Source organism: Pseudogemmobacter faecipullorum, from assembly GCF_020539525.1.
Classification (GTDB): domain Bacteria; phylum Pseudomonadota; class Alphaproteobacteria; order Rhodobacterales; family Rhodobacteraceae; genus Pseudogemmobacter; species Pseudogemmobacter faecipullorum.
Window position 1 is genome coordinate 277,618 of the sequence record NZ_JACDXX010000002.1, and the last position, 19,603, is coordinate 297,220.

Genomic DNA, 19,603 nt, shown 5'->3' on the forward strand with positions numbered 1-19,603 from the left:
TTTTCCACGGAAAACTCGCAGCCATGTGGGCGAAATGTGGTTAACATTGCCCCGCTGCGGTGAATCCTTCGCGCATCGGCGCAGCCCCAGGACCCTGGGGATGAGGCGGGATGGCTCTACTATATAGCCGGGGGTTCAGCGGCTGATGGCGCGCAGAGCCTGACGCAGGCTTCGCGCCAGAACCGATTGCAGCCCGGCGCCGATGGCGCTGGCGAGGCTCACCAGCAGTCCGGCCAGCCCGGCGGCCAGGGCGAGGGCCTCATCGCCGAAGCGTAAGGCCGCGCGCATGAAGCGGGATTTGCCGATCACCTCCAGCGTGCCGAGCGCCTTGCGCCCCAGCGTCTCACTGGCGTTGGCGAGGCGGCGGGCATCGCCCGGGCCGTCGATATAGCGCAGCAGATGCAGCGTCTCGGAGGGGGCGAGGCGGCCCGAGATCCGGCCAAGGTCCGAGGCCAGATCAGCGGCCGGACGGATCACCTCGGGGCGCAGCAACCGGGCCGGATCGGTGAGGCTGTCAATGCGGGCCAGCTCGTCCCAGCGCAGCCCCCGGCGCGCGGTATCGGTCAGGAAATTCAGCAGACGTGGCGGGATCAGCGCCATTTTACGGGCCATTTTCAGCAGCCCCGCTCCGGCCTTCACGCTCAGTGATGTGCCGCCCGTGCTCAGGGCAGCCGCCGTGGCGCCAAGGCCAATGGCGGAAAGCGCGAGGTCAAGCTGGTCGATCTCTGCGCCGCTGACATAGCTGATCCCGGCTTTCGACAGCCCGGCCAGATCCCCGATCGGCGTCATCTGCACCGGCGCATTGCACAAAAGCGCCTGGGAAAGACTGCAGGAGGAGGCGTCCCAGAAGCACATCACACAGGCGCCGGCAGTGGCGAGATAGCCCGAATCCTCTTCCCGCGCGGTTTCAAGGCCGAGGTTAAGCTCCGGGGAAAGCGCGATATTCTGCAGCCCGGCAAGCTCGGTCACGGCATCAATCGCGATCCAGTTGCGCGGATCCTCAGCGAGCAGCACCGCGAGGCGGGCCTCCAGCCCGGGCCCGGTTTCAGATTTCGCCAGTTCGCGCTCAAGCGCGGCTGCGAATTCATCCGAGCTGCGTTCGATCAGCGGGCGCAGCAGAGGATCCTGGCGGATCCGCTCTGCCGCCCACCAGAAGGAGGCGGCAGAGAAAAGCATCAGGCTCAGGAGCAGCAGGCGGGCGATCCAGCGGCTGCCCCGGCGGATCATCCGCGGCTGCCGATCATGCCGACGATCTCTTTGGTCTTCTTCAGGATCGGTGCGGCAATGGCATCGGCGCGATCCGCGCCTTTGCCAAGGATGCGGTCGATCTCGGAGGGGTCGGCCATATAGCGGTTCATCTCGGCGGTGATCGGCGAGAGTTTGGCCACGGCGAGATCGGCCAGCTTCGGCTTGAAGGTGCCAAACTGCGCCCCGGCGAATTCCGCGATCACCGCTTCGGTCGGAACTCCGGCGAGCGCGGCGTAGATATTGACCAGATTGCGCGCCTCGGGCCGGTCTTTCAGCCCCTCGACCGTCTCGGGCAGGGGATGGGCATCCGAAGTGGCCTTGCGGATCTTTTTCGCAATCGTATCGGCATCATCGGTCAGGTTGATCCGGCTGGCATCCGAAGGATCGGATTTCGACATTTTTTTCGTGCCATCGCGCAAAGACATGACGCGGGTGGCGGCGCCCTCGATCAGCGGCTCGGTGATCGGGAAGAAATCGACGCCGTAATCATGGTTAAACTTGGCGGCGATATCGCGGGTCAGCTCAAGATGCTGCTTCTGATCCTCGCCCACCGGCACCTGGGTGGCATGGTAAAGCAGGATGTCTGCCGCCATCAGCGAGGGATAGGCCAAGAGGCCCAGCGAGGAATTTTCGGCATTCTTGCCGGCGGTCTTATCCTTGAACTGGGTCATGCGGTACATCCAGCCGATGCGCGCCACGCAGTTCAGGATCCAGGCCAGTTCGGCATGGCCGGTCACCTGGCTCTGATTAAACAGAACCGAACGGTCGGGATCAATGCCCGAAGCCAGATAAGCGGCAGCAATCTCGCGCGTCTGGTGGCGCAGTTTGGCCGGATCCTGCCAGACGGTGATCGCATGCAGATCGACGACGCAATAGATCGTCTCGATGCCCTCATTCTGCTTTTCCGCGAAACGCTTCAGCGCGCCGAGGTAATTGCCGAGCGTCATCCCGCCCGAGGGTTGAATGCCCGAGAAAATCCGCTGGCTGAAGCCCGGGTTTACATTGCTCTGCGGCGCTGCTGGCGAGCTCATTTCGCGCTCCGTCTGGAAATAGGGACGCGCCCGGCGTAAGCCTTTCAGCGCGAGGCGTCAACTTGCCCGCGCCTGAGAGCGGAGAGCCTGATGCACGATACCGACCCCACTGCCTCGCCTTTTAACAGCCTGCCCTGGGTGGTCTGGGCGCTGGCGCTGCCGATCATCGCCATGGAGGTGGTGCTGAACCTCGCGGCGCGGGAGATCATCGGCGGTCCCGCCGGGCCGGGCTGGCGGCTGATGGCGGTGCAGGATTACGCCGTGGCGCGAAATGTCATGGAGTTTCTCTATGCCAACCGGCTCTGGGAAGAGCTGGCGCTGCGCGCCTTTGCCTATCCCTTTGTGCACAGCGGTTTCACCCATGCGCTTTTCGCGGTGGTGATCCTGCTGGCGCTTGGCAAAATGGTGGGAGAGGTGTTTCGCTGGTGGGCGGTGCTGGTCATCTTCTTTGGCGCGGCGCTGATGGGGGCGCTGGTCTATTGCCTTGCGGTGCCGGAGCCGGCCTGGCCGCTGATCGGCGCCTATCCGGCGGTCTATGGCATGATCGGTGGCTTTACCTTCCTGCTCTGGACCCGTCTCGTCGGCACCGGCAATCAGCGCTACCGGGCTTTCTCGCTGATCGGCATGCTGATGGGCATTCAGCTGTTGTTTGGTGTGCTGTTCGGCGGTGGCTATGAATGGATCGCCGATCTCGCAGGTTTTGCCACCGGCTTTGTTCTGTCCTTCTTCGTCAGCCCTGGCGGCTGGGCGCGGCTGCGCGAACAGATGCGCAGCCGCTGAAGGTGTTTGTCAGACCGGGCGGGGGCTTTATGCCCGCCGCCCGCGCCGCAGCGAGGCTTTCAGATCGCTCAGGCTCATCGCGCCGGTGGCGATTGCGGTGGCGAAATAGCTGCCCATGCCGGCCAGCACCATCAGCCCCAGCAGCGGCGTGCGGCTGCCCTTTTCGATGCTTGCCGCGCCAAAGCCAATGAGCATGGCGTAAAGCACCGCGCCCATCACCGCCGAGGCGAGAAGGATGCGCGGCAGGCGGTGCCAGAACCGCGCGTCGAGCTGCGCTGTCAGCCCCATATTGCGCGAGCCGAGCCAGAGCTGCAGCACCATAATCCAGCCGGCAGTGGTGGTGGCAATTGCCGCCGCGAGGAAGCCGATCAGCGGCATCAGTGCCACCGCGACCAGCGCATTCACCGCCATCGAGACCAGCGCAAAGTTGAAGGGGCGGCGGGTGTCGTGACGCGCATAATAGAGCGGCTGCAGCACTTTATGCAGCACGAAAGCGGGCAGGCCCGCGCCATAGACCGCAAGCGCAAGCGCCGTGTTCTGCGCCGCATGGGCGTCATAGGCGCCCCGCTCGAAGATCACGCCAATGATCGGGCGGGCGATCACGACCAGCGCCACGGCGGCGGGCAGGGTCAGCAGCAAAGCAAATTCGGCCCCGCGTGAGAAGGAATGCTGCGCGCCCGAATCGTCTTTGGCGCGCAGGCGGCGCGACAGCTCGGGCAGAAGCACCACGCCGATCGCAATTCCCACCACGCCAAGCGGCAGCTGATAGAGCCGGTCGGCATTATAGAGCCAGGTGATCGCGCCATCGGTATAGGAGGCGACCTGTCGGCCGACGATCAGATTGACCTGCACCACGCCCCCCGCGAGGGCGGCAGGGGCGGCGATAATGGCAAGGCGCTTCAGCTCGGGGGTCCATTTCGGCAGCTGGAAGGGCAGAGAAAAGCCCAGCCGTTTCAGCGCCCACCAGGTGGTCCCGAGCTGCAGGATGCCGGAGACCGAGACCGACCAGGCCAGAGCGCTGCCCATATCCCAGCCAAACTGCCGCGCCAGCAGCATGCCGGCAATCATCGAGAGCGAGAGCAGGATCGACACGGCTGAGGTGGCGAGGAACCGCCCCATTGAATTCAGCACGCCCGAGAGCAGCGCCGTCAGCGAGATGAACAGAATATAGGGGAAAGCCACCCGGCCCATATCCACCGCCAGATCAAAGCGCGCATCGCCCCCAAAGCCCGAAGCCATGGCCCAGACCAGCAGGGGCATCAGCAGGATGGCGAGGGCCGAGAACAGCGCAAGGAAGGCCGCGAGGCTCCAGAAAGCGTCGCGGGCAAAGCCATTGGCATCCTCTCCGCCCTCCAGCTTTTTGGAATACATCGGCACAAAGGCCATATTGAACGCGCCTTCAGCGAAGAGGCGGCGGAACATATTGGGCAGGCTCTGCGCCACGACAAAGGCCTGGGCGACCGCGCCATCGCCGAGATAGGCACTCATGACCATATCCCGCACAAGGCCTGCTACCCGTGAGATCAGAGTCCAGAAGCCCACGGTCAGAAAGCCTGCCATCAGCCGGATTGGTTTCATGCTCAGATTTACCCCCGACCCTCAGCCTTGCGCCTGGGCCCGCTCTGCACCATCGGCAATCGCCTGGCGCAATTTCTTCTCCAGCGCCTCCTGGCGCCGTTTTTCATGCATTTTCAGGCCGAACATGTCTTTGACATAGAAGCTGTCAACCACCTGGGCCCCATAGGTGGCGATCACCGCCGAAACGATAGAGATATTGTTATTCGCCAGCGTCCGGGTCAGGTCATAGAGCAGGCCGGGCCGGTCCCGGGTGTCGACCTCGATGATGGTATAGATATCCGAGCCTTCATTATCGAAGGTGATATGGGTCGGGAAGCGGAACTCGCGCTCGCGCTTTTTCACTTTATCGCGTCCGGCCAGGGCCTCGCGCGCCACCACCTCGCCGCGCAGGGTCTTTTCGATCATCTGCCGCAGCCGGGGCAGGCGCGACATTTCATAGGGATGGCCCTCGGCATCCTGAACCCAGAACACCGCCGTGGCATAGCCGTCTTTCGAGGTATAGGTCCGCGCATCCACGACATTGGCCCCGACCAGCGCCAGAGCACCGGAGAGACGCGAGAAAATGCCGGGGTGATCGGCCAGCGCAAAAGCGGCGCGGGTGGCGTCACGGCTGACATCAGGCTCCAGATCCATGCGGATCTCATCATCACCCAGATTGCGCAAAAGCCTGGCAAAGACCAGCTGGGTCGCGGTTTCGAGACCCTGCCAGTATTGCGGATAATGCCGCGCGGTTTCGGCGCGCAGCTCTTTGCTGTCCCAGTCCGCGAGGGCGTCGCGCAGCGCCTTTTTGGCCTCGGCCTCGCGGTTTTCTCTGTTGACGGTTTCAAGCCCGCCTTCCAGCGCCGCGGCTGTGGCCTGATGCAGCGCCCGCACCAGCATCGCCTTCCAGTTGTTCCAGGTGCCGGGGCCGACGCCGCGGATATCGCAGACCGTCAGCACCGTCAGCAGATCGAGCCTTTTGCGGGTCTTCACCGCCTTGGCGAAATCGCGCACGGTGCGCGGGTCGGAAATATCGCGTTTCTGCGCCATATCCGACATCAGCAGATGCCAGCGCACCAGCCATTCGACGGTTTCGCTTTCCTCATCGGACAGGCCGAGCCGGGGCGCGACGCGCCGGGCGATCCTTGCGCCCAGAATAGAGTGATCCTCGGCGCGGCCCTTGCCGATATCATGCAGCAGCAAAGCCACATAGATCACTTTGCGGTTCACCCCGACCTCAAGGATCGATGAGGACAGCGGCAGATCCTCGATCAGCTCGCCGCGCTCGATCTGGGCCAGGGTCGAGATGCATTGGATGGTATGCTCATCGACGGTATAGTGATGATAGACGTTGAACTGCATCATCGCGACGATGTGTTCAAATTCCGGAATGAAGGCAGCCAGCACCCCCAGCTCATTCATCCGTCGCAGCGAGCGTTCGGGATTGCCGTGCTTTAAGAGCAGATCGAGAAAAATCTGCTGTGCCTCAGGGTCTTCGCGCATTCCGGCATCAATCAGATGCAGGTTCGCAGTCACCAGCCGCATGATATTGGGATGCAGCAGATAGGTGGTGCGCAGCGCCTCCTCAAAGACCCGCAGCAGGTTCAGCTTATCGGCGAGGAAGGCCTCGGGATCGAGCGCGTCAATCCGGCCCTGGACCAGTTTATAGCCGGGGCGCACCCGCTTCCCCAGCCGGAATGCGCCCTGCAGCGAGGCCTCGCTTTTGGCGTGGCGGGCCTCCAGCCCGGTGAGGAAGATCCGCGTCAGCTCACCGACGCGGGTGGCATGGCGGAAGTAATCCTGCATGAACACCTCGACGGCACGGCGCCCGGCCAGATCGCGGTAGCCCATGCGCTGGGCCACTTCGGGCTGCAGATCAAAGGTCAGCTGATCGCTGGCGCGGCTGGTGATGTAATGCAGATGGCAGCGCACCACCCAGAGGAAATCCTCGGCGGTGCGGAAGGTCTCATATTCCTCCTGGCTGAACAGCCCGGCCCGGACGAGGCCGGCGGCTTTTTCAACCCGGTGCAGATATTTGCCGATCCAGTAGAGGGTCTGCAGATCGCGCAATCCGCCCTTGCCCTCTTTGACATTGGGCTCAAGCACATAGCGCTGGCTGCCCTGGCGTTTGTGGCGCTCGGCGCGTTCCTGCAGCTTGGCCTCGATGAATTCCGCACCGCTGTTATGGAACAGCTCGTTCCAGAGCGCCTCGCCCAGCTCATGGGACAGCGCGCGATCGCCGGTGATGAAACGCTTCTCCAGCAAAGCCGTGCGGATGGTGATGTCTTCACGGGCGAGGCGAATGCAGTCGCGCAGCGTGCGCGAGGCATGGCCGACCTTCAGCTTCAGATCCCACAGGATGTAGAGCATGGTCTCGACCACGCTTTCCGACCAGGCCGTGGTTTTCCTGGGCGTGAGGAACAGCAGGTCAATATCCGAATGCGGTGCCATTTCGGCCCGGCCATAGCCGCCGACCGCCAGCACTGCGAGCTTGTCGCCGCCCGGGCCCGCCGGCGCGGGATGGAGATGCAGCGCGACCCGCAAACAGGTCTCGATCATGGCATCGGTGAGCAGGGCCTGGGCCGAAATCAGCGGCCGCGCCTCATTCGGGGCGGCGAGGAAGGCGGCGGCAAGGGCCTTGTTCGCTTCGGTCTTCGCCTCTCTGATATGGCGCACCGCGATGGCCCGGGCGGTCTTGCCATCGGCGGTCTGCCCGGCGCGGATCTCAGCGAGAATTGCTGCGCTCAAAGCCTCGCGGTCGATCAGCGCGCTTTCGGGAAGCAGAACAGGAACCGCAGCCGACCCGAGGCCGGCTGCGGTGGTGAGAGCGGGGCCCGGCTCGGCGTCAGAGACCGGCACCGGAGAAACTGCGCGGGGCGGCGTCAATCACGACCACCTGATTGTTCCGGATTTCCGCGACAGCAAGGCCACGTTCATTGCTGCCGTTGGCGCGCAGGCGGAAAATGCCCGAAACACCGACGAAACCGGCATTCTGGGTCAGCGAACCGGCCGAAAGATCGCGCTTTTGCCGCGACAGGGCACCGATGGCGGCAATGCCGTCATAGGCCAGGCTGGCAATCGGATGCGGGGCCGCGCCATAGCTGCCCTGATAGCGCGACTGGAACTGTGCATAAAGATTGGGATCGGGCAGAGTGAACCAGCCGCCCTGAATGCCAGGCATCGACAGGGTCTGCGCCGGAACATCCCAGCGGGTCAGGCCGAGGTATCTGGCGGCATTGCGGTCGAGACCATTATCGGCGAGCAGCTGGCTCAGCAGCGGCAGGGCCCCGGCGGTATCGGCGGTCAGGAACAAAGCCGAGGCGCTGGTGTCACGTGCGGTCTGCACGATGCCCGGCGCGGCAGAGGTGACACCCTGCTGGCTGAATTCATAGCCATTGACCGCGACAACCGTGCCTCCGGCTGCGGCAACGCCGCGCTGGATCGCCGCCTTGCCGGCCTCACCTGCGGTATTGCGCTCATGCACGATCATGATGCGGTTGCGGCCCTGGCGCACGGCATAGCCGGCCATGCGGCGTGCCGCATTGTCAAAGGTCGGCCCAAGCACGAAGACATTGCCGCCCGCGATATCGGTATTATTCGAGAAGGCGAGAACATTGATGCCCTGGCCTTTGACCGCATGGCCGACCGCATTGGCCTCCTGGGCGAAGACCGGGCCGAGAATGACATCGGCGCCTTCGGCCACGGCCTGGCTGGCGAGGGCCGCGGCCTGAGCCGGATTGCCGCCGGTCTGATAGACCTTCAGATCAATTTTCACACCGGAGAGATCGGCCACGGCGAGGCGGGCGGCATTCACCAGATTATTGGCCAGCACCTGATCGCTGGCCGAGCCACCGCCACCGGGCACCAGAAGCGCCACCTGAACCGGGTCCGAACCCGAGGTTTTCCCGCCGCCCTGACCGCTTTCTCCGGTCGGCACGCAGGCTGCGGCGACCAGCGCCAGGGGGGCAAAAAGGACGCGGCGCAAGCACTTGCGGGCGGACTGGAATAAAGACAACATAAAACTCCTTCACCGGATGGCTGGCGCGGGACGCAGGGAGATAGCATTGTTCAGGTTAAATCGTTCCGCATCCGAAGTAAACTTCGCGGCAGGTCTGTGATGGAGCAATCCACCATATCTGAGGGCGTTTTCCGGCCGCGTCCCGGCGCTGTTGCGCCAGGGCTGCATCTGGTCTCGACCCCGATCGGTGCGGCCCGCGATATTACCTTGCGCGCGCTCGATGTGCTGGCGGGGGCAGATGTGCTGGCGGCTGAGGATACCCGCACCCTGCGCCATCTGATGGAAATCCACGGCATCGCGCTGAATGGCCGCCCGCTGGTGGCGGTGCATGATCATAATGAGGCCGGGGTGGCCGGGCGGATTGTCGCCGCGCTGCGCGAGGGAAAATCGGTGGCCTATGCTTCCGAGGCGGGCACGCCGCTGATCTCGGATCCGGGCTTCGTGCTGGCGCGGGCCGCTGTGGCGGCGGGGCAGCCGGTGCTGGCGGCGCCAGGTGCCTCGGCGCTGCTCGCGGCCCTTGCCGTGGCCGGACTTCCGGCCGACCGCTTCCTTTTCGCAGGCTTCCCGCCCTCGGCCCGCGGCGAGCGGCAGCGTTTTCTTCAGGAACTGGCATCGACCGGGGCGACGCTGGTGCTTTACGAATCACCGCGCAGATTGCGCGGCTGCCTGGCCGAGATGGCGGTTTCTTTCGGTGCCATGCGTCAGGTCGCGGTCTGCCGCGAGCTGACCAAGCGCCATGAAGAGGTTTTGCGCGGCACGATCACCGAAGTGATTGAAATGATTGGTGAAGAAGACCCAAAGGGCGAGATCGTGCTGGTGGTCGACCGCGCCCCGCCGAAAATTGTGGGCGAGGCCGAGATCCTTGCCGCGCTACAGCAGGCCTTGCTGACGATGCGCGTTAAGGATGCGGCAAGCTTTGTCGCCGATACTCTGCAGGTGCCGCGGCGTGAGGTCTATCAGCTGGCCCTCGCACAGCGACAGGAAGAATAGCCGCGAAAGGGGCAGGCTGATGGCACTTGATTTTCACAGTGAAGACCTCTTTGCCGATCCTGCTCCCTCAGCCTGTCAGGTGGCACGCGGGTTGCGCAATTATCTGAGCGGTCATGCCGCCGAAGAGGCGGTGGCCAGGGATTATCTCTCGCGGGGCTATCAGATCCTGGCCCGGCGCTGGCGTCAGGCCGGGGGTGAGATTGACCTGATCGTGGCGCGCGGTGCCGATCTCGCCATTGTCGAGGTGAAAAGCGGCTATAGCCATGCGGCGGCGGCGCAGCATCTCACCCGGTCTCAGATCCGGCGGCTGGTGGCTGCGGCCGAGCGTTTTTTGTTCGGGACATGGCTGCCGCAGCTGGCCCCGGGGGCCAGGCCTGAACTGCGGTTCGACCTCGCCCTGGTGGACCGTGTCGGGCGGATCGATATCTGCGAGGCGGCGTTTTTCGCCTGACGGGTTTACATTGCGCAGCCGCTTACGGCATCAAGGCTGTGCAACGCCCGGAGAGAGACATGGCCCTGAAAGTCGCATTGCAGATGGATCCGATTGCCTCGGTGAATATCGATGCCGATTCCACCTTCCGCATCGCGCTTGAGGCGCAGAACCGCGGGCACAGCCTTTTCTTCTATACCCCCGACCGGCTGTCCTTTGTGGAAGGCAGGGTGATCGCGCGGGGCCATGCGATTGAGCTGCGCCGCGAGAAGGGCAATCACGTTACTTTCGGCCCCGAGACCGAGGTTGATCTGGCCGGTTTCGACGTGGTCTGGCTGCGCCAGGATCCGCCTTTTGACATGGGCTATATCACCTCGACCCATCTGCTCGAACTGCTGCAGCCCAAAGTGCTGGTGGTCAATGACCCGTTCTGGGTGCGTAACTTCCCGGAAAAGCTGCTGGTTCTGCGGTTCCCGGATCTGACGCCGCCGACCGCCATCGCCCGCGATCTGGAAACGATCCGTGCCTTCAAAGCGCGGCATGGCGATATCATTCTCAAACCGCTCTACGGCAATGGCGGTGCAGGGGTGTTCCGGCTTGATGAGAATGACCGCAATCTTTCCTCGCTTTATGAGCTGTTCACCTCGATGTCGCGCGAGCCGATGATCGTGCAGAAATTCCTGCCGGCGGTGGCGCAGGGCGATAAAAGGGTGATCCTCGTCAATGGTGAACCGGTCGGCGCGATCAACCGCGTGCCCCAGGCGGGCGAGACCCGGTCGAATATGCATGCCGGGGGGCGGCCTGAGCAGGTCGGTCTGACGCCGCGCGATCTGGAAATCTGTGCCCGGATCGGGCCGACTTTGCGTGACAATGGTCAGATTTTCGTCGGCATCGATGTGATCGGCGACTGGCTGACCGAGATTAATGTCACCTCGCCCACCGGCATTCAGGAGCTGGAGCGGTTTGACGGAACCAATACCGCCGAAAAGATCTGGCAGGTGATTGAGGCCAAGCGCGCCGGCTGAGCCGCTGACCGGCCTCAGCTGATCACCGATCCGCTGAGGCGGTAGCCTGCCGCCTCGGCCAGATGGTTTCGGCTGATCGTGTCGCAGCCCTCGAGATCGGCAATGGTACGCGCCACCCGCAGCAGCCGGTGATAGCCGCGCGCGGTCAGCCCCAGCTGTTCGGCCAGCCGCGCGATCAGCGCCTTGCCCTCGCGGTCCGGGCTGGCATAGCGCTCGAGCGCGCTGCCCTGCAGATCTGCATTGGTCAGCCCCTCGCGCCCCAGCCGCCCGGCCTGGATCTGCCTTGCCTGGGCCACCCGCGCCGCGACCCGGGCCGAGCTTTCGCCCAAAGGCGGTAAATCCAGCTCGCTGATGCTCACGGGCGGCAATTCAAGGCGCAGATCGATCCGGTCGAGAAGCGGGCCCGAGAGCCGGGCGAGGTAATCCCGGCCGCAATGCGGGGCTTTGGAACAGGCCCGGGCCGGATCGCTCAGCCAGCCGCACCGGCAGGGATTGGCTGCGGCGATCAGCTGGAACCGGCAGGGATAATCGACATGGGCATTGGCCCGCGCGACGCTGACCACGCCGCTTTCAATCGGCTGACGCAGCACTTCCAGCACCGGGCGGGCGAATTCCGGCAGTTCATCCAGGAAGAGCACACCATTATGCGCGAGGCTGATCTCGCCCGGTTTCGCCCCCCGGCCCCCGCCCGCCATCGCCGCCATCGAGGCGCTGTGATGCGGGGCGCGGAACGGCGCATGGCGCGGGATGGTCCCGTTCAGCTGCCCGGCAAGCGAGTGGATCATGGCACTTTCCAGCGCCTCTGCGGCGGAAAGCGGCGGCAGCAGGCCTGGCAGCCGCAGCGCCAGCATGCTTTTGCCCGCACCGGGGCTGCCGGTCATCAGCAGATGGTGGCGGCCGGCGGCGGCAATCTCCAGCGCCCGTTTGGCACGTTCCTGACCGCGGACCTCGCGCAGATCGGGGCCAGGTCCCTGAAGGGCGGCGGGTGGCAGCGGCTCGGTGGCGGGCAGCACCGCCTGGCCCGAGAAATGCTGCAGCACCTCGTGCAAGGTTGCTGCGCTGATCACCTCAGCCGCGCCGACCCAGGCCGCCTCGCGCCCTGGGATCAGCGGGCAGAGAAGGGTGCAGTTTTCCGCCGCCGCCGTCAGGGCGGCGGGCAGCGCGCCCGCCACTGCGATCAGCTTGCCATCGAGCGACAGCTCACCAAGCGCCAGGGTGCGGGCAACCTCATCCTCGGGCAGCAGGCCAATGGCGGCCAGCAGCGCCAGGGCAATCGCCAGATCATAATGGCTGCCCTCTTTCGGCAGATCCGCGGGCGAGAGGTTGATGGTGATGCGCCGGTTCGGCAAGGCAATCGACAAAGCCTCCAGCGCCGCGCGCACCCGTTCTTTCGCTTCGCTGACCGATCTTTCTGCCATGCCGACGAGGCTGAACCCCGCCGCACCATGGGCCAGGGCGCATTGCACCTCGACGAGGCGGGCCTCGATGCCTTCGAAGGCGACGGTATAGGACCGTGCCACCATCCAGAGCCCCCCATGCAGCGCGCCGGTTTCCGGGCTGCCCGGTCCGGGGCCGAGCATTGCGCGCCGGGGTTAATGCCTGGTTAATGCCTGATGCACGCCTGATTCACGCCTCCGGCAGTCTGGCCCCGACCAGGGCCATGAAGGCGGGCCAGGCGGCGGCATCGGCAAGGGTTTTGTCGCGGCAGAAGGCAGAGCAGAATCCGTAACGATGCCCGGCAAGTTCCAGCACATGGCTGACCGGGCCTCCCGAACAGGGGCAGCTCTGGTTCACGGCATCCTGGCCGTCAACCGCCCGGGCGGCGAGCGGGGCCGGGCCGGGCCAGTCGCGGCGCGGCCAGTCGCGGCGATAGACCGGCTGATCGGCCCCATCCACCATGCCCATGGCGCGCCAGCGCCGGAACGAGGGATGCGAAAGCGCGGCCGTGACCCAGGCCATGGCCTCAGGCCCGACCGGCAGATTATAGCCTGCGATCCGGGCCGCCAGCGGGGTAAAAAACACATCGGCCGCGCAATAGGCGCCCAGCAGCCATGGGCCTGCTGCGGCGCGGCTGCGGGCATGGGTGAGCAGCTGCCCGAACCGGGCCAGATCGGCCAAAACCGCCGGTGGCGGGCTGCAATCCTGATAGGAGACCCGCAGATTCATCGGGCAATAATCGCGCAGGGCCTGAAACCCCACATGCATTTCAGCGGCAAGCATCCGGGCGGTGGCGCGGCGGGCCGGATCAGCGGGCCAGATCCCGGCTTCGGGATGGCGGCTGGCCAGCTCCTCGGCAATGGCGATGCTTTCGCTGATCACCGTGCCCTCGGGCAGGCGCAGAGCCGGAACAGTGCGGGCGGGCGGGAAAGCGGCAAGCATCTCCTGCAGCTGCGGGTCATAAAGCCGGGCATGGCTGACCCGGACCGGCAGGTCAAAAGCATCAAACAGCAGCCAGCCGCGCAGCGACCAGCTCGACCAGGCGCGGTCACCAATAAGCAGATGATAGTCCAATTCAGCCCTCCGGATATAGCGGGCGCAGCCTAGGGCCGGAGCGGCCGGGAGAAAAATTCCGATTTGTGCGCTGTGGCATCACGGGCTGTGATTGATCCGGTGCAGGCGGCCCGGTGTGGCGCTATCGCCCAGTTCGAGACAGGTCAGTGAGAGGTTGCCGATCCGGTGCGACAGGACCTCTTTCGCCGGGATCTGCAGCGCGTGCTGCACGGCGGCAAGAATGGCGCCGAAATGCGCGACGATGATCACCTCGCTGTGCTGGCCTTGCAGCCGGGCCAGGGCCTTGCTGACCCGGCCTGCCATCAGGTCCCAGCTCTCGCCGCCCGGGGCGGAAAGGCTGCCGGGCTCCTCCCAGAAACGGCGGGCAAGCAGCGGGTCCCCGGCCTCGCATTCGGCATAGCTGCGCAGCTCCCAGGCGCCAAAATGGATTTCACGCAGCGCCCGGTCATGGGGCAGACGGCGGCGGCCGGGCTGGCTCAGTGCATCGGCGGTTGTCACCGCCCGGCTGAGATCAGAGGAGATCAGCAGCGCCTCAGCGGGCAGGGCGGCGTTCAGCCGGGCCAGCGCCGGGGCATCGGAGAGATCGGCGGGCAGATCGCTCCAGCCGACCATGGTCCGGGCATGGGTCGGGCCGTGCCGGACCAGCCAGAACCGGGTCATCTGCCGCTCTCCGCCAGCCCCGGCAATTCCGGCAGCACAGGCAACTCTGGAAGCACAGGCAGCGGGCCTTTCAGCGCCAGTGGCAGGCCGCACATTACCGCAATCACCAGACCGGCGGCCTGGCCGAGGCGCTGGTTCAGCCTGCCCTGTTCATCGCGAAACTGCCGCGACAGCGCATCCCCGGGCACAATCCCCTGACCAAGCTCATTGGTGACAAGGATCACCGGACCGGGCGAGGCCGCCAGTGCCCCGATCAGTGCGCCGGCCTCATGCGCCAGATCGCGCCCGGCAAAGAGCTGATTGCTGAGCCAGAGCGTGGCGCAGTCAAACAGGGTCACGCTGTCAGGCGCGGCGCTGGCCAGAGCGGGGGCGACATCGAGCGGCGTCTCAAGGAGCTGCCAGCCCTCGCCGCGATCGCGCCGGTGCTGTTCGATCCGGGTCGCCATCTCGCTGTCAAAGGCCTGACCGGTGGCCAGATAGCGCCGCTGCAGGCCTGAGGCCCGGGCGAGCCTTTCAGCATAGGCGGATTTTCCGGAGCGGGCACCGCCGGTGATCAGGGTAAGGGGGGGCAGGGTGATCATCGCTCAGGCTCATTTTCGCGGGCTGGCAACAGGCTAGCGCGGCTGGCCGCGCCGCGCCAGTCGTCGCTGCGGCTGCAGACCTGGCTGCATGGGCCCGGTTGCATGGGCCCGGTTGCATGGGCCCGGTTGCATGGGAAGGCGCGCGGTGAATATATGGGGCCGCAGCCAGAGGAGCGCCCATGCTGATCGGGAAACGGATATTGCTGATCACCGGCGGCGGGATCGCTGCCTATAAATCGCTGGAGCTGATCCGGCTGCTGCGCAAGGCCGGTGCTGCAGTAACGCCGGTGCTGACCCGGGCCGGGGCCGAGTTTGTGACGCCGCTGTCGCTCTCGGCGCTGGCCGGGGAAAGGGTCTATCAGGAGTTGTTTGACCTGACCGATGAGGCCGAGATGGGCCATATCCAGCTGTCGCGTTCGGCGGATCTGCTGGTTGTGGCCCCGGCGACGGCGGATCTGATGGCCAAAATGGCCACGGGGCGGGCCGATGACCTGGCCTCGACCCTGCTTCTGGCGACGGATAAACGGGTGCTGATAGCCCCGGCGATGAATTTGCGCATGTGGACCCATCCGGCAACGCAGCGCAATCTGGCGCAGCTCCGGCAGGATGGTGTGCTGATCTCGGGCCCCGATGCGGGGGAGATGGCCTGTGGCGAATTCGGCCCGGGGCGGCTGGCTGAACCGGCAGAAATTTTCCGTGCGATTGAGGCGGCGCTGACTGACGGCCCGCTGAAGGGGCGGCATGTCCTTGTCACCTCGGGCCCGACGCATGAGCCGATTGATCCGGTGCGCTATATTGCCAACCGCTCTTCCGGGGCGCAGGGCACGGCAATTGCGGCGGCTCTGCGCGATCTGGGGGCAAGGGTGACTTTCGTTACCGGCCCGGCCAGCCTGGCCCCGCCCGAAGGGGTGGATGTGGTCCGGGTTGAGACCGCGGCTGAAATGGCCGATGCGGTTCAGGCGGCTTTGCCTGCCGATGCGGCGGTGATGGCGGCGGCCGTGGCTGACTGGCGCGTCGCCAATGCGGGCGCGCAGAAGATGAAGAAAGACGGCTCGGGTCAGGCTCCGGCGCTGCTGTTTGCCGAGAATCCCGATATTCTTGCCAGGGTCTCAAAGGGCGCAAACCGGCCGCAGCTGGTGGTGGGCTTTGCTGCCGAGACCGAGACCGTGGTCGCCCATGCCACCGCCAAGCGGCTGCGCAAGGGCTGTGACTGGATCCTCGCCAATGATGTCTCGCCCGCGACCGGGATCATGGGCGGAACTGAGAATGCGGTGGTGCTGATCAGCGAAGCCGGGGCCGAGACCTGGCCGCGCATGGCCAAGGCCGAGGTGGCGCGCCAGCTTGCGGCACGGATCGCGGCGGCGCTGGGCTGAAGCCGCACGAGATAAAAGAGATAATGCCACCCGGTCAGAGGCCGGGGGCGAAGAGGAAAGACCGGAGTAACCCATGCTGGTGATTAAAGTTCTGCGTGAGACCTGGGCCGATGCGGCGCTCGCGCTGCCTGCCTATCAGACCGCAGGGGCGGCAGGCGCAGATCTCTGCGCCAATCTGCAGCCCGCTGATCGTGCCGGGGGCATCACCCTCGCGCCGATGCAGCGCGCGATCATTCCGACCGGGCTGCGGGTTGAGATCCCCGAAGGCTATGAGATGCAGATCCGGCCGCGCTCGGGCCTCGCGACCAGATCCGGCATCACTTTGCCGAATACGCCGGGCACGATCGACAGCGATTATCGTGGCCCGCTGGGCGTGCCGCTGATCAATCTGGGGAGCGAGCCTTTCGTGGTGAGACATGGCGAGCGCATCGCCCAGGCAGTGATCGCCCCGGTGCTGCAGGCCAGCTATGAAATCGTCGACAGCCTTTCCGAGACCGGACGCGGTCAGGGTGGCTTCGGCTCGACCGGCAGGGGCTGAACCGGATCATGCTGGGCACGATTGGCCTTTTCGCTTTATGGCTGCTGGCCTGGGGGCTGTCCTGGCCGCAGCGCCGGGTCTGGCTGGCAAGTGTGCTTTGGTGGCTGCTGGTGCTGGTGATCAGCGCCCCGGCACTGCGTGCGGTGATGGGGCTGAGCCCGCGCCCGGCCTCGGAATTCCGCTTCTGGCTGATCTTTGGCATCGTGCTGGCGGTGGTGCTGGGCTACCGGCACTGGCTGTTGCAGCTGCGCCACAAGGCGGTTGCCGCCGCGCCTGTTGCGCCTGCAACCGCCCGTGATGGCAGTTTCAGCGAGGCCGAGCGCAACCGCTATGCCCGCCATATCATGCTGCGCGAGATCGGCGGCCAGGGGCAGCAGCGTCTGGCCCGGGCAAAGGTGCTGGTGGTGGGGGCAGGCGGGCTGGGCTCGCCGGTGCTTCTCACGCTTGCCGGGGCCGGGGTGGGGGTGATCGGCGTGATCGATGATGATCTGGTCGAGGCCTCTAATCTGCAGCGTCAGTTCATCCATCGCGATGACAGTATCGGCATGGCCAAAGTGTTTTCGGCCGAACAGGCGATGAAGGCGCTGAACCCCTTTATCGAGGTGCGGCCCTATCAGCGCCGCCTGGATGAGCTGGTCGCGGCAGCGCTGATCGCCGATTATGATCTGGTGCTGGATGGCACCGATAATTTCGAGACCCGGCTGCTGGTCAACCGTATCTGCGCCGAACTGGGCAAGCCGCTGATCTCGGGCGCGATCAGCCAGTGGGAGGGGCAGCTCTCGCTCTATGATCCGGCGCGGGGCGCGCCCTGCTTTGAATGCCTGTTCCCGGAAAAGCCAGCGCCAGGGCTGGTGCCCAATTGCGCCGAGGCCGGGGTGGCTGCCCCCCTGCCGGCGGTGATCGGGGCGATGATGGCCAGTGAGGCGGTGAAAGAGATCACCGGCGCCGGCGAGGGGCTGCGCGGGCGGCTGATGCTTCATGATGCGCTTTACGCCGAGACCCGGGTGATCCGGGTGAAACCGCGGGCGGATTGCCCGGTCTGCGGCCGTCGCTGATCACCGGCTTGTGCAGCGAGAGGCGCGGGCAGGCCCGGGGCTTTGCTTGCACAGCGGCCTGGGCGCGGGCATAGTCCGCGCATCCGGCAGAGAGCCGGGCCATGACAGGAGAGTCCTCGCGTGATGAAACTGAGCCTGGCGATCCCTGCCCTGAGCCTGAGCCTGTCCATGGCCCTGAGCCTGCCCGCAACTGCCGGAGGCCTGCCTGATCTCGCGGGGCGCGAAGTGGTGGTGGTGACCGAAAACACCTATCCGCCGCTGCAGTTTCTCGATGCCGGGGGCAAGGCGGTGGGCTGGGAATATGATGCCATCAGCGAAATCGCCAGCCGGCTGAACCTGGTGGTGAAATATGAAAACACCTCCTGGGATGCGATGATTCCGGCGATTGCCGCGGGGCAGTATGATCTGGCGATGAACGGCATCACCATCCGCGACGACCGCCGCGAGCAGGTGGATTTTTCTTCCCCCTATATGCTTTCCGAAATGCTGATGGTGGTGCGCGGCGATGAAAGCCGCTTTGCTGATGCCGAGGCATTTCGCTCCGATGACAGGCTGCTGCTGGCCGCCCAGCCCGGCACCACGCCGTTCTATGTGGCGCTGGATGCGCTGCTCGATGGCAATCCCGATAATCAGCGCATCGTGAAATTTGAGACTTTCGGCGCCGGCCTCGCGGCTTTGCAGGCCGGGGATGTCGATCTGGCGCTGTCGGATTCCACCGCCGCGCGCGGCCATGTCGGCGCCTCAGAAGGGGCGCTGAAAATCATCGGCAGCCCGCTCGGGGCCGAGGAATTTGGCTTTATTTTCCCCAAAGGCTCAGACCTCGTGGCGCCGGTTGATGCGGCCCTGGCAGCGATGGCTGAGGATGGCACGCTGGAGGCGCTGAACCGTAAATGGTTCTATGAGGCGACCCGGGCCGAGTGAGGATTCTGGTGACCGGGGTGAGCGGGTGAGCGGGCGGCACGGCCAAAGGCAGGATTTCCCCTGGTGGCTTTGCGGCCTTGGCATGATCGGGCTGTTCCTGTTGTGGAATATCCTGGCAGAGCCGCATTACCGCGCGGCGCTGCTCATGCTGTCAAAGGGCATTGGCATCACGCTGATGGTCACATTGGTGGCTTTCAGTGCGGCTGTTGTTCTCGGGCTGGGGCTGGCGATGCTGCTGATGTCGCGCCAGCTCTGGGCGCGCCAGATCGCGCGGGCCTGGGTCGAGGTGATGCGCGGTATTCCGATCATGGTGCTGCTGCTCTGGGTGGCCTTTGCCATGGTGCCCGCTTTGGTGGCAGGGCTGAACTGGCTGCTGGCCCCCTTTGGCGCCGGGCCTTTGCTGACCCGGGATTTCCCGCTGATCTGGCGGGCCATTCTGGCGCTGGTCCTGGCCTATTCCGCCTTTCTGGCCGAGATCTTCCGCGCCGGGATCGAGGGGGTCGATCAGGGCCAGTCCGAGGCGGCGCTGGCCCTGGGGCTGAGCCCGTTTCAGCGGTTTCGCCTGGTGGTGCTGCCCCAGGCGCTGCGGCTGATCCTGCCGCCGCTCGGCAATGATTTCATCGCCATGCTGAAGGACAGCTCGCTGGTGGCCGTGCTGGGCGTGACCGATATCGCCCAGCTGGCCAAGGTCGCGGCCTCGACGAATTTTCGCTATATCGAAACCTATAATGTCGCGGCGCTGCTCTATCTGAGCATGACCATCGGCCTGTCGTTGCTGCTCGGGCGGCTGGAACGGCGGCTGAAACAGGGCAGGCGAGGCGGCGCTGCCCCCGCCGGTCTTGCAGACCGCCTCCCCCGGGACATTTAGAGACAGATGAATGATCT

At 65.2% G+C, this 19,603-nt stretch carries 18 protein-coding genes; 9 read left to right on the top strand and 9 right to left on the bottom strand.

Features of this window, described 5'->3' with window-relative positions:
- Positions 1-135: 135 nt before the first annotated feature.
- Complete coding sequence (locus tag H0485_RS03195) at positions 136-1,227, bottom strand: hypothetical protein (protein WP_226933913.1); 1,092 nt, start codon at positions 1,225-1,227, stop codon at positions 136-138.
- Positions 1,224-2,279, bottom strand: a complete 1,056-nt coding sequence (gene trpS, locus H0485_RS03200) for a tryptophan--tRNA ligase (protein ID WP_226933914.1) — start codon at positions 2,277-2,279, stop codon at positions 1,224-1,226. Before trpS ends, H0485_RS03195 begins: the two co-directional genes overlap by 4 nt.
- A 90-nt stretch (positions 2,280-2,369) precedes the next feature.
- Here trpS and H0485_RS03205 point away from each other — a divergent pair, with 90 nt between their 5' ends.
- On the top strand, positions 2,370-3,059 hold the full coding sequence (locus H0485_RS03205) for a rhomboid family intramembrane serine protease (protein WP_226933915.1): 690 nt from the start codon (positions 2,370-2,372) through the stop codon (positions 3,057-3,059).
- Between the two features lie 27 nt (positions 3,060-3,086).
- Here H0485_RS03205 and murJ read toward each other — a convergent pair whose 3' ends face one another.
- The 3 genes from murJ to H0485_RS03220 are packed head-to-tail and all read right to left on the bottom strand — an operon-like array spanning position 3,087 to position 8,634.
- On the bottom strand, positions 3,087-4,637 hold the full coding sequence (gene murJ / locus H0485_RS03210; protein WP_226933916.1) for a murein biosynthesis integral membrane protein MurJ: 1,551 nt from the start codon (positions 4,635-4,637) through the stop codon (positions 3,087-3,089).
- A gap of 21 nt (positions 4,638-4,658) precedes the next feature.
- Complete coding sequence (locus tag H0485_RS03215; RefSeq protein WP_226933917.1) at positions 4,659-7,502, bottom strand: [protein-PII] uridylyltransferase; 2,844 nt, start codon at positions 7,500-7,502, stop codon at positions 4,659-4,661.
- Positions 7,462-8,634 carry a penicillin-binding protein activator gene (locus tag H0485_RS03220; protein ID WP_226933918.1) on the bottom strand — a complete coding sequence of 391 codons (1,173 nt, stop codon included), beginning with the start codon at positions 8,632-8,634 and terminating at the stop codon, positions 7,462-7,464. The genes H0485_RS03215 and H0485_RS03220 overlap by 41 nt, the downstream gene beginning before the upstream one ends.
- Before the next feature lie 99 nt (positions 8,635-8,733).
- Here H0485_RS03220 and rsmI point away from each other — a divergent pair, with 99 nt between their 5' ends.
- The 3 genes from rsmI to gshB are packed head-to-tail and all read left to right on the top strand — an operon-like array spanning position 8,734 to position 11,079.
- The gene (rsmI, locus tag H0485_RS03225; RefSeq protein ID WP_226933919.1) at positions 8,734-9,624 is read left to right on the top strand and encodes a 16S rRNA (cytidine(1402)-2'-O)-methyltransferase; all 891 of its coding nucleotides are present in this window, start codon (positions 8,734-8,736) and stop codon (positions 9,622-9,624) included.
- A gap of 19 nt (positions 9,625-9,643) precedes the next feature.
- Positions 9,644-10,075 carry a YraN family protein gene (locus tag H0485_RS03230; protein WP_226933920.1) on the top strand — a complete coding sequence of 144 codons (432 nt, stop codon included), beginning with the start codon at positions 9,644-9,646 and terminating at the stop codon, positions 10,073-10,075.
- Between the two features lie 59 nt (positions 10,076-10,134).
- On the top strand, positions 10,135-11,079 hold the full coding sequence (gene gshB / locus H0485_RS03235) for a glutathione synthase (protein ID WP_226933921.1): 945 nt from the start codon (positions 10,135-10,137) through the stop codon (positions 11,077-11,079).
- Positions 11,080-11,093: 14 nt separating this feature from the next.
- Here gshB and H0485_RS03240 read toward each other — a convergent pair whose 3' ends face one another.
- From H0485_RS03240 to cobU, 4 genes are all read right to left on the bottom strand, one after another.
- A complete protein-coding gene (locus H0485_RS03240; RefSeq protein WP_226933999.1) occupies positions 11,094-12,602 on the bottom strand; it encodes a YifB family Mg chelatase-like AAA ATPase in 1,509 nt (502 codons plus the stop codon).
- Between the two features lie 103 nt (positions 12,603-12,705).
- The gene (locus H0485_RS03245) at positions 12,706-13,590 is read right to left on the bottom strand and encodes a glutathione S-transferase (RefSeq protein ID WP_226933922.1); all 885 of its coding nucleotides are present in this window, start codon (positions 13,588-13,590) and stop codon (positions 12,706-12,708) included.
- A gap of 78 nt (positions 13,591-13,668) precedes the next feature.
- Positions 13,669-14,250: a histidine phosphatase family protein gene (locus H0485_RS03250; protein ID WP_226933923.1), complete on the bottom strand. Its 582-nt coding sequence runs from the start codon at positions 14,248-14,250 to the stop codon at positions 13,669-13,671.
- Positions 14,247-14,831, bottom strand: a complete 585-nt coding sequence (gene cobU, locus H0485_RS03255; RefSeq protein ID WP_226933924.1) for a bifunctional adenosylcobinamide kinase/adenosylcobinamide-phosphate guanylyltransferase — start codon at positions 14,829-14,831, stop codon at positions 14,247-14,249. Before cobU ends, H0485_RS03250 begins: the two co-directional genes overlap by 4 nt.
- A gap of 179 nt (positions 14,832-15,010) precedes the next feature.
- On the opposite strand from cobU, the gene coaBC reads away from it, so the two are divergent.
- From coaBC to H0485_RS03280, 5 genes are all read left to right on the top strand, one after another.
- Positions 15,011-16,204 carry a bifunctional phosphopantothenoylcysteine decarboxylase/phosphopantothenate--cysteine ligase CoaBC gene (coaBC, locus tag H0485_RS03260; RefSeq protein ID WP_226933925.1) on the top strand — a complete coding sequence of 398 codons (1,194 nt, stop codon included), beginning with the start codon at positions 15,011-15,013 and terminating at the stop codon, positions 16,202-16,204.
- A gap of 73 nt (positions 16,205-16,277) precedes the next feature.
- On the top strand, positions 16,278-16,742 hold the full coding sequence (gene dut, locus H0485_RS03265) for a dUTP diphosphatase (protein ID WP_226933926.1): 465 nt from the start codon (positions 16,278-16,280) through the stop codon (positions 16,740-16,742).
- An 8-nt stretch (positions 16,743-16,750) separates the two neighbouring features.
- Positions 16,751-17,797, top strand: coding sequence for a HesA/MoeB/ThiF family protein (locus tag H0485_RS03270; protein ID WP_226933927.1), 1,047 nt, complete (start codon positions 16,751-16,753; stop codon positions 17,795-17,797).
- 123 nt (positions 17,798-17,920) lie between these two features.
- Positions 17,921-18,718, top strand: a complete 798-nt coding sequence (locus tag H0485_RS03275) for a transporter substrate-binding domain-containing protein (RefSeq protein WP_226933928.1) — start codon at positions 17,921-17,923, stop codon at positions 18,716-18,718.
- A 25-nt stretch (positions 18,719-18,743) separates the two neighbouring features.
- A complete protein-coding gene (locus H0485_RS03280; RefSeq protein WP_226933929.1) occupies positions 18,744-19,586 on the top strand; it encodes an amino acid ABC transporter permease in 843 nt (280 codons plus the stop codon).
- The last annotated feature ends 17 nt before the right edge of the window (positions 19,587-19,603 follow it).

What these genes read in the sequence shown, in the direction of transcription:
- H0485_RS03250 (WP_226933923.1), bottom strand. Translation starts at nt 14,250, where the DNA reads ATGACCCGGTTCTGGCTGGTCCGGCACGGCCCGACCCATGCCCGGACC.
- H0485_RS03195 (WP_226933913.1), bottom strand. Translation starts at nt 1,227, where the DNA reads ATGATCCGCCGGGGCAGCCGCTGGATCGCCCGCCTGCTGCTCCTGAGC.
- rsmI (WP_226933919.1), top strand. Translation starts at nt 8,734, where the DNA reads ATGGAGCAATCCACCATATCTGAGGGCGTTTTCCGGCCGCGTCCCGGC.
- gshB (WP_226933921.1), top strand. Translation starts at nt 10,135, where the DNA reads ATGGCCCTGAAAGTCGCATTGCAGATGGATCCGATTGCCTCGGTGAAT.
- murJ (WP_226933916.1), bottom strand. Translation starts at nt 4,637, where the DNA reads ATGAAACCAATCCGGCTGATGGCAGGCTTTCTGACCGTGGGCTTCTGG.
- H0485_RS03270 (WP_226933927.1), top strand. Translation starts at nt 16,751, where the DNA reads ATGCTGGGCACGATTGGCCTTTTCGCTTTATGGCTGCTGGCCTGGGGG.
- dut (WP_226933926.1), top strand. Translation starts at nt 16,278, where the DNA reads ATGCTGGTGATTAAAGTTCTGCGTGAGACCTGGGCCGATGCGGCGCTC.
- cobU (WP_226933924.1), bottom strand. Translation starts at nt 14,831, where the DNA reads ATGATCACCCTGCCCCCCCTTACCCTGATCACCGGCGGTGCCCGCTCC.
- H0485_RS03240 (WP_226933999.1), bottom strand. Translation starts at nt 12,602, where the DNA reads ATGGTGGCACGGTCCTATACCGTCGCCTTCGAAGGCATCGAGGCCCGC.
- H0485_RS03275 (WP_226933928.1), top strand. Translation starts at nt 17,921, where the DNA reads ATGAAACTGAGCCTGGCGATCCCTGCCCTGAGCCTGAGCCTGTCCATG.
- H0485_RS03230 (WP_226933920.1), top strand. Translation starts at nt 9,644, where the DNA reads ATGGCACTTGATTTTCACAGTGAAGACCTCTTTGCCGATCCTGCTCCC.
- coaBC (WP_226933925.1), top strand. Translation starts at nt 15,011, where the DNA reads ATGCTGATCGGGAAACGGATATTGCTGATCACCGGCGGCGGGATCGCT.
- H0485_RS03205 (WP_226933915.1), top strand. Translation starts at nt 2,370, where the DNA reads ATGCACGATACCGACCCCACTGCCTCGCCTTTTAACAGCCTGCCCTGG.
- H0485_RS03220 (WP_226933918.1), bottom strand. Translation starts at nt 8,634, where the DNA reads ATGTTGTCTTTATTCCAGTCCGCCCGCAAGTGCTTGCGCCGCGTCCTT.
- trpS (WP_226933914.1), bottom strand. Translation starts at nt 2,279, where the DNA reads ATGAGCTCGCCAGCAGCGCCGCAGAGCAATGTAAACCCGGGCTTCAGC.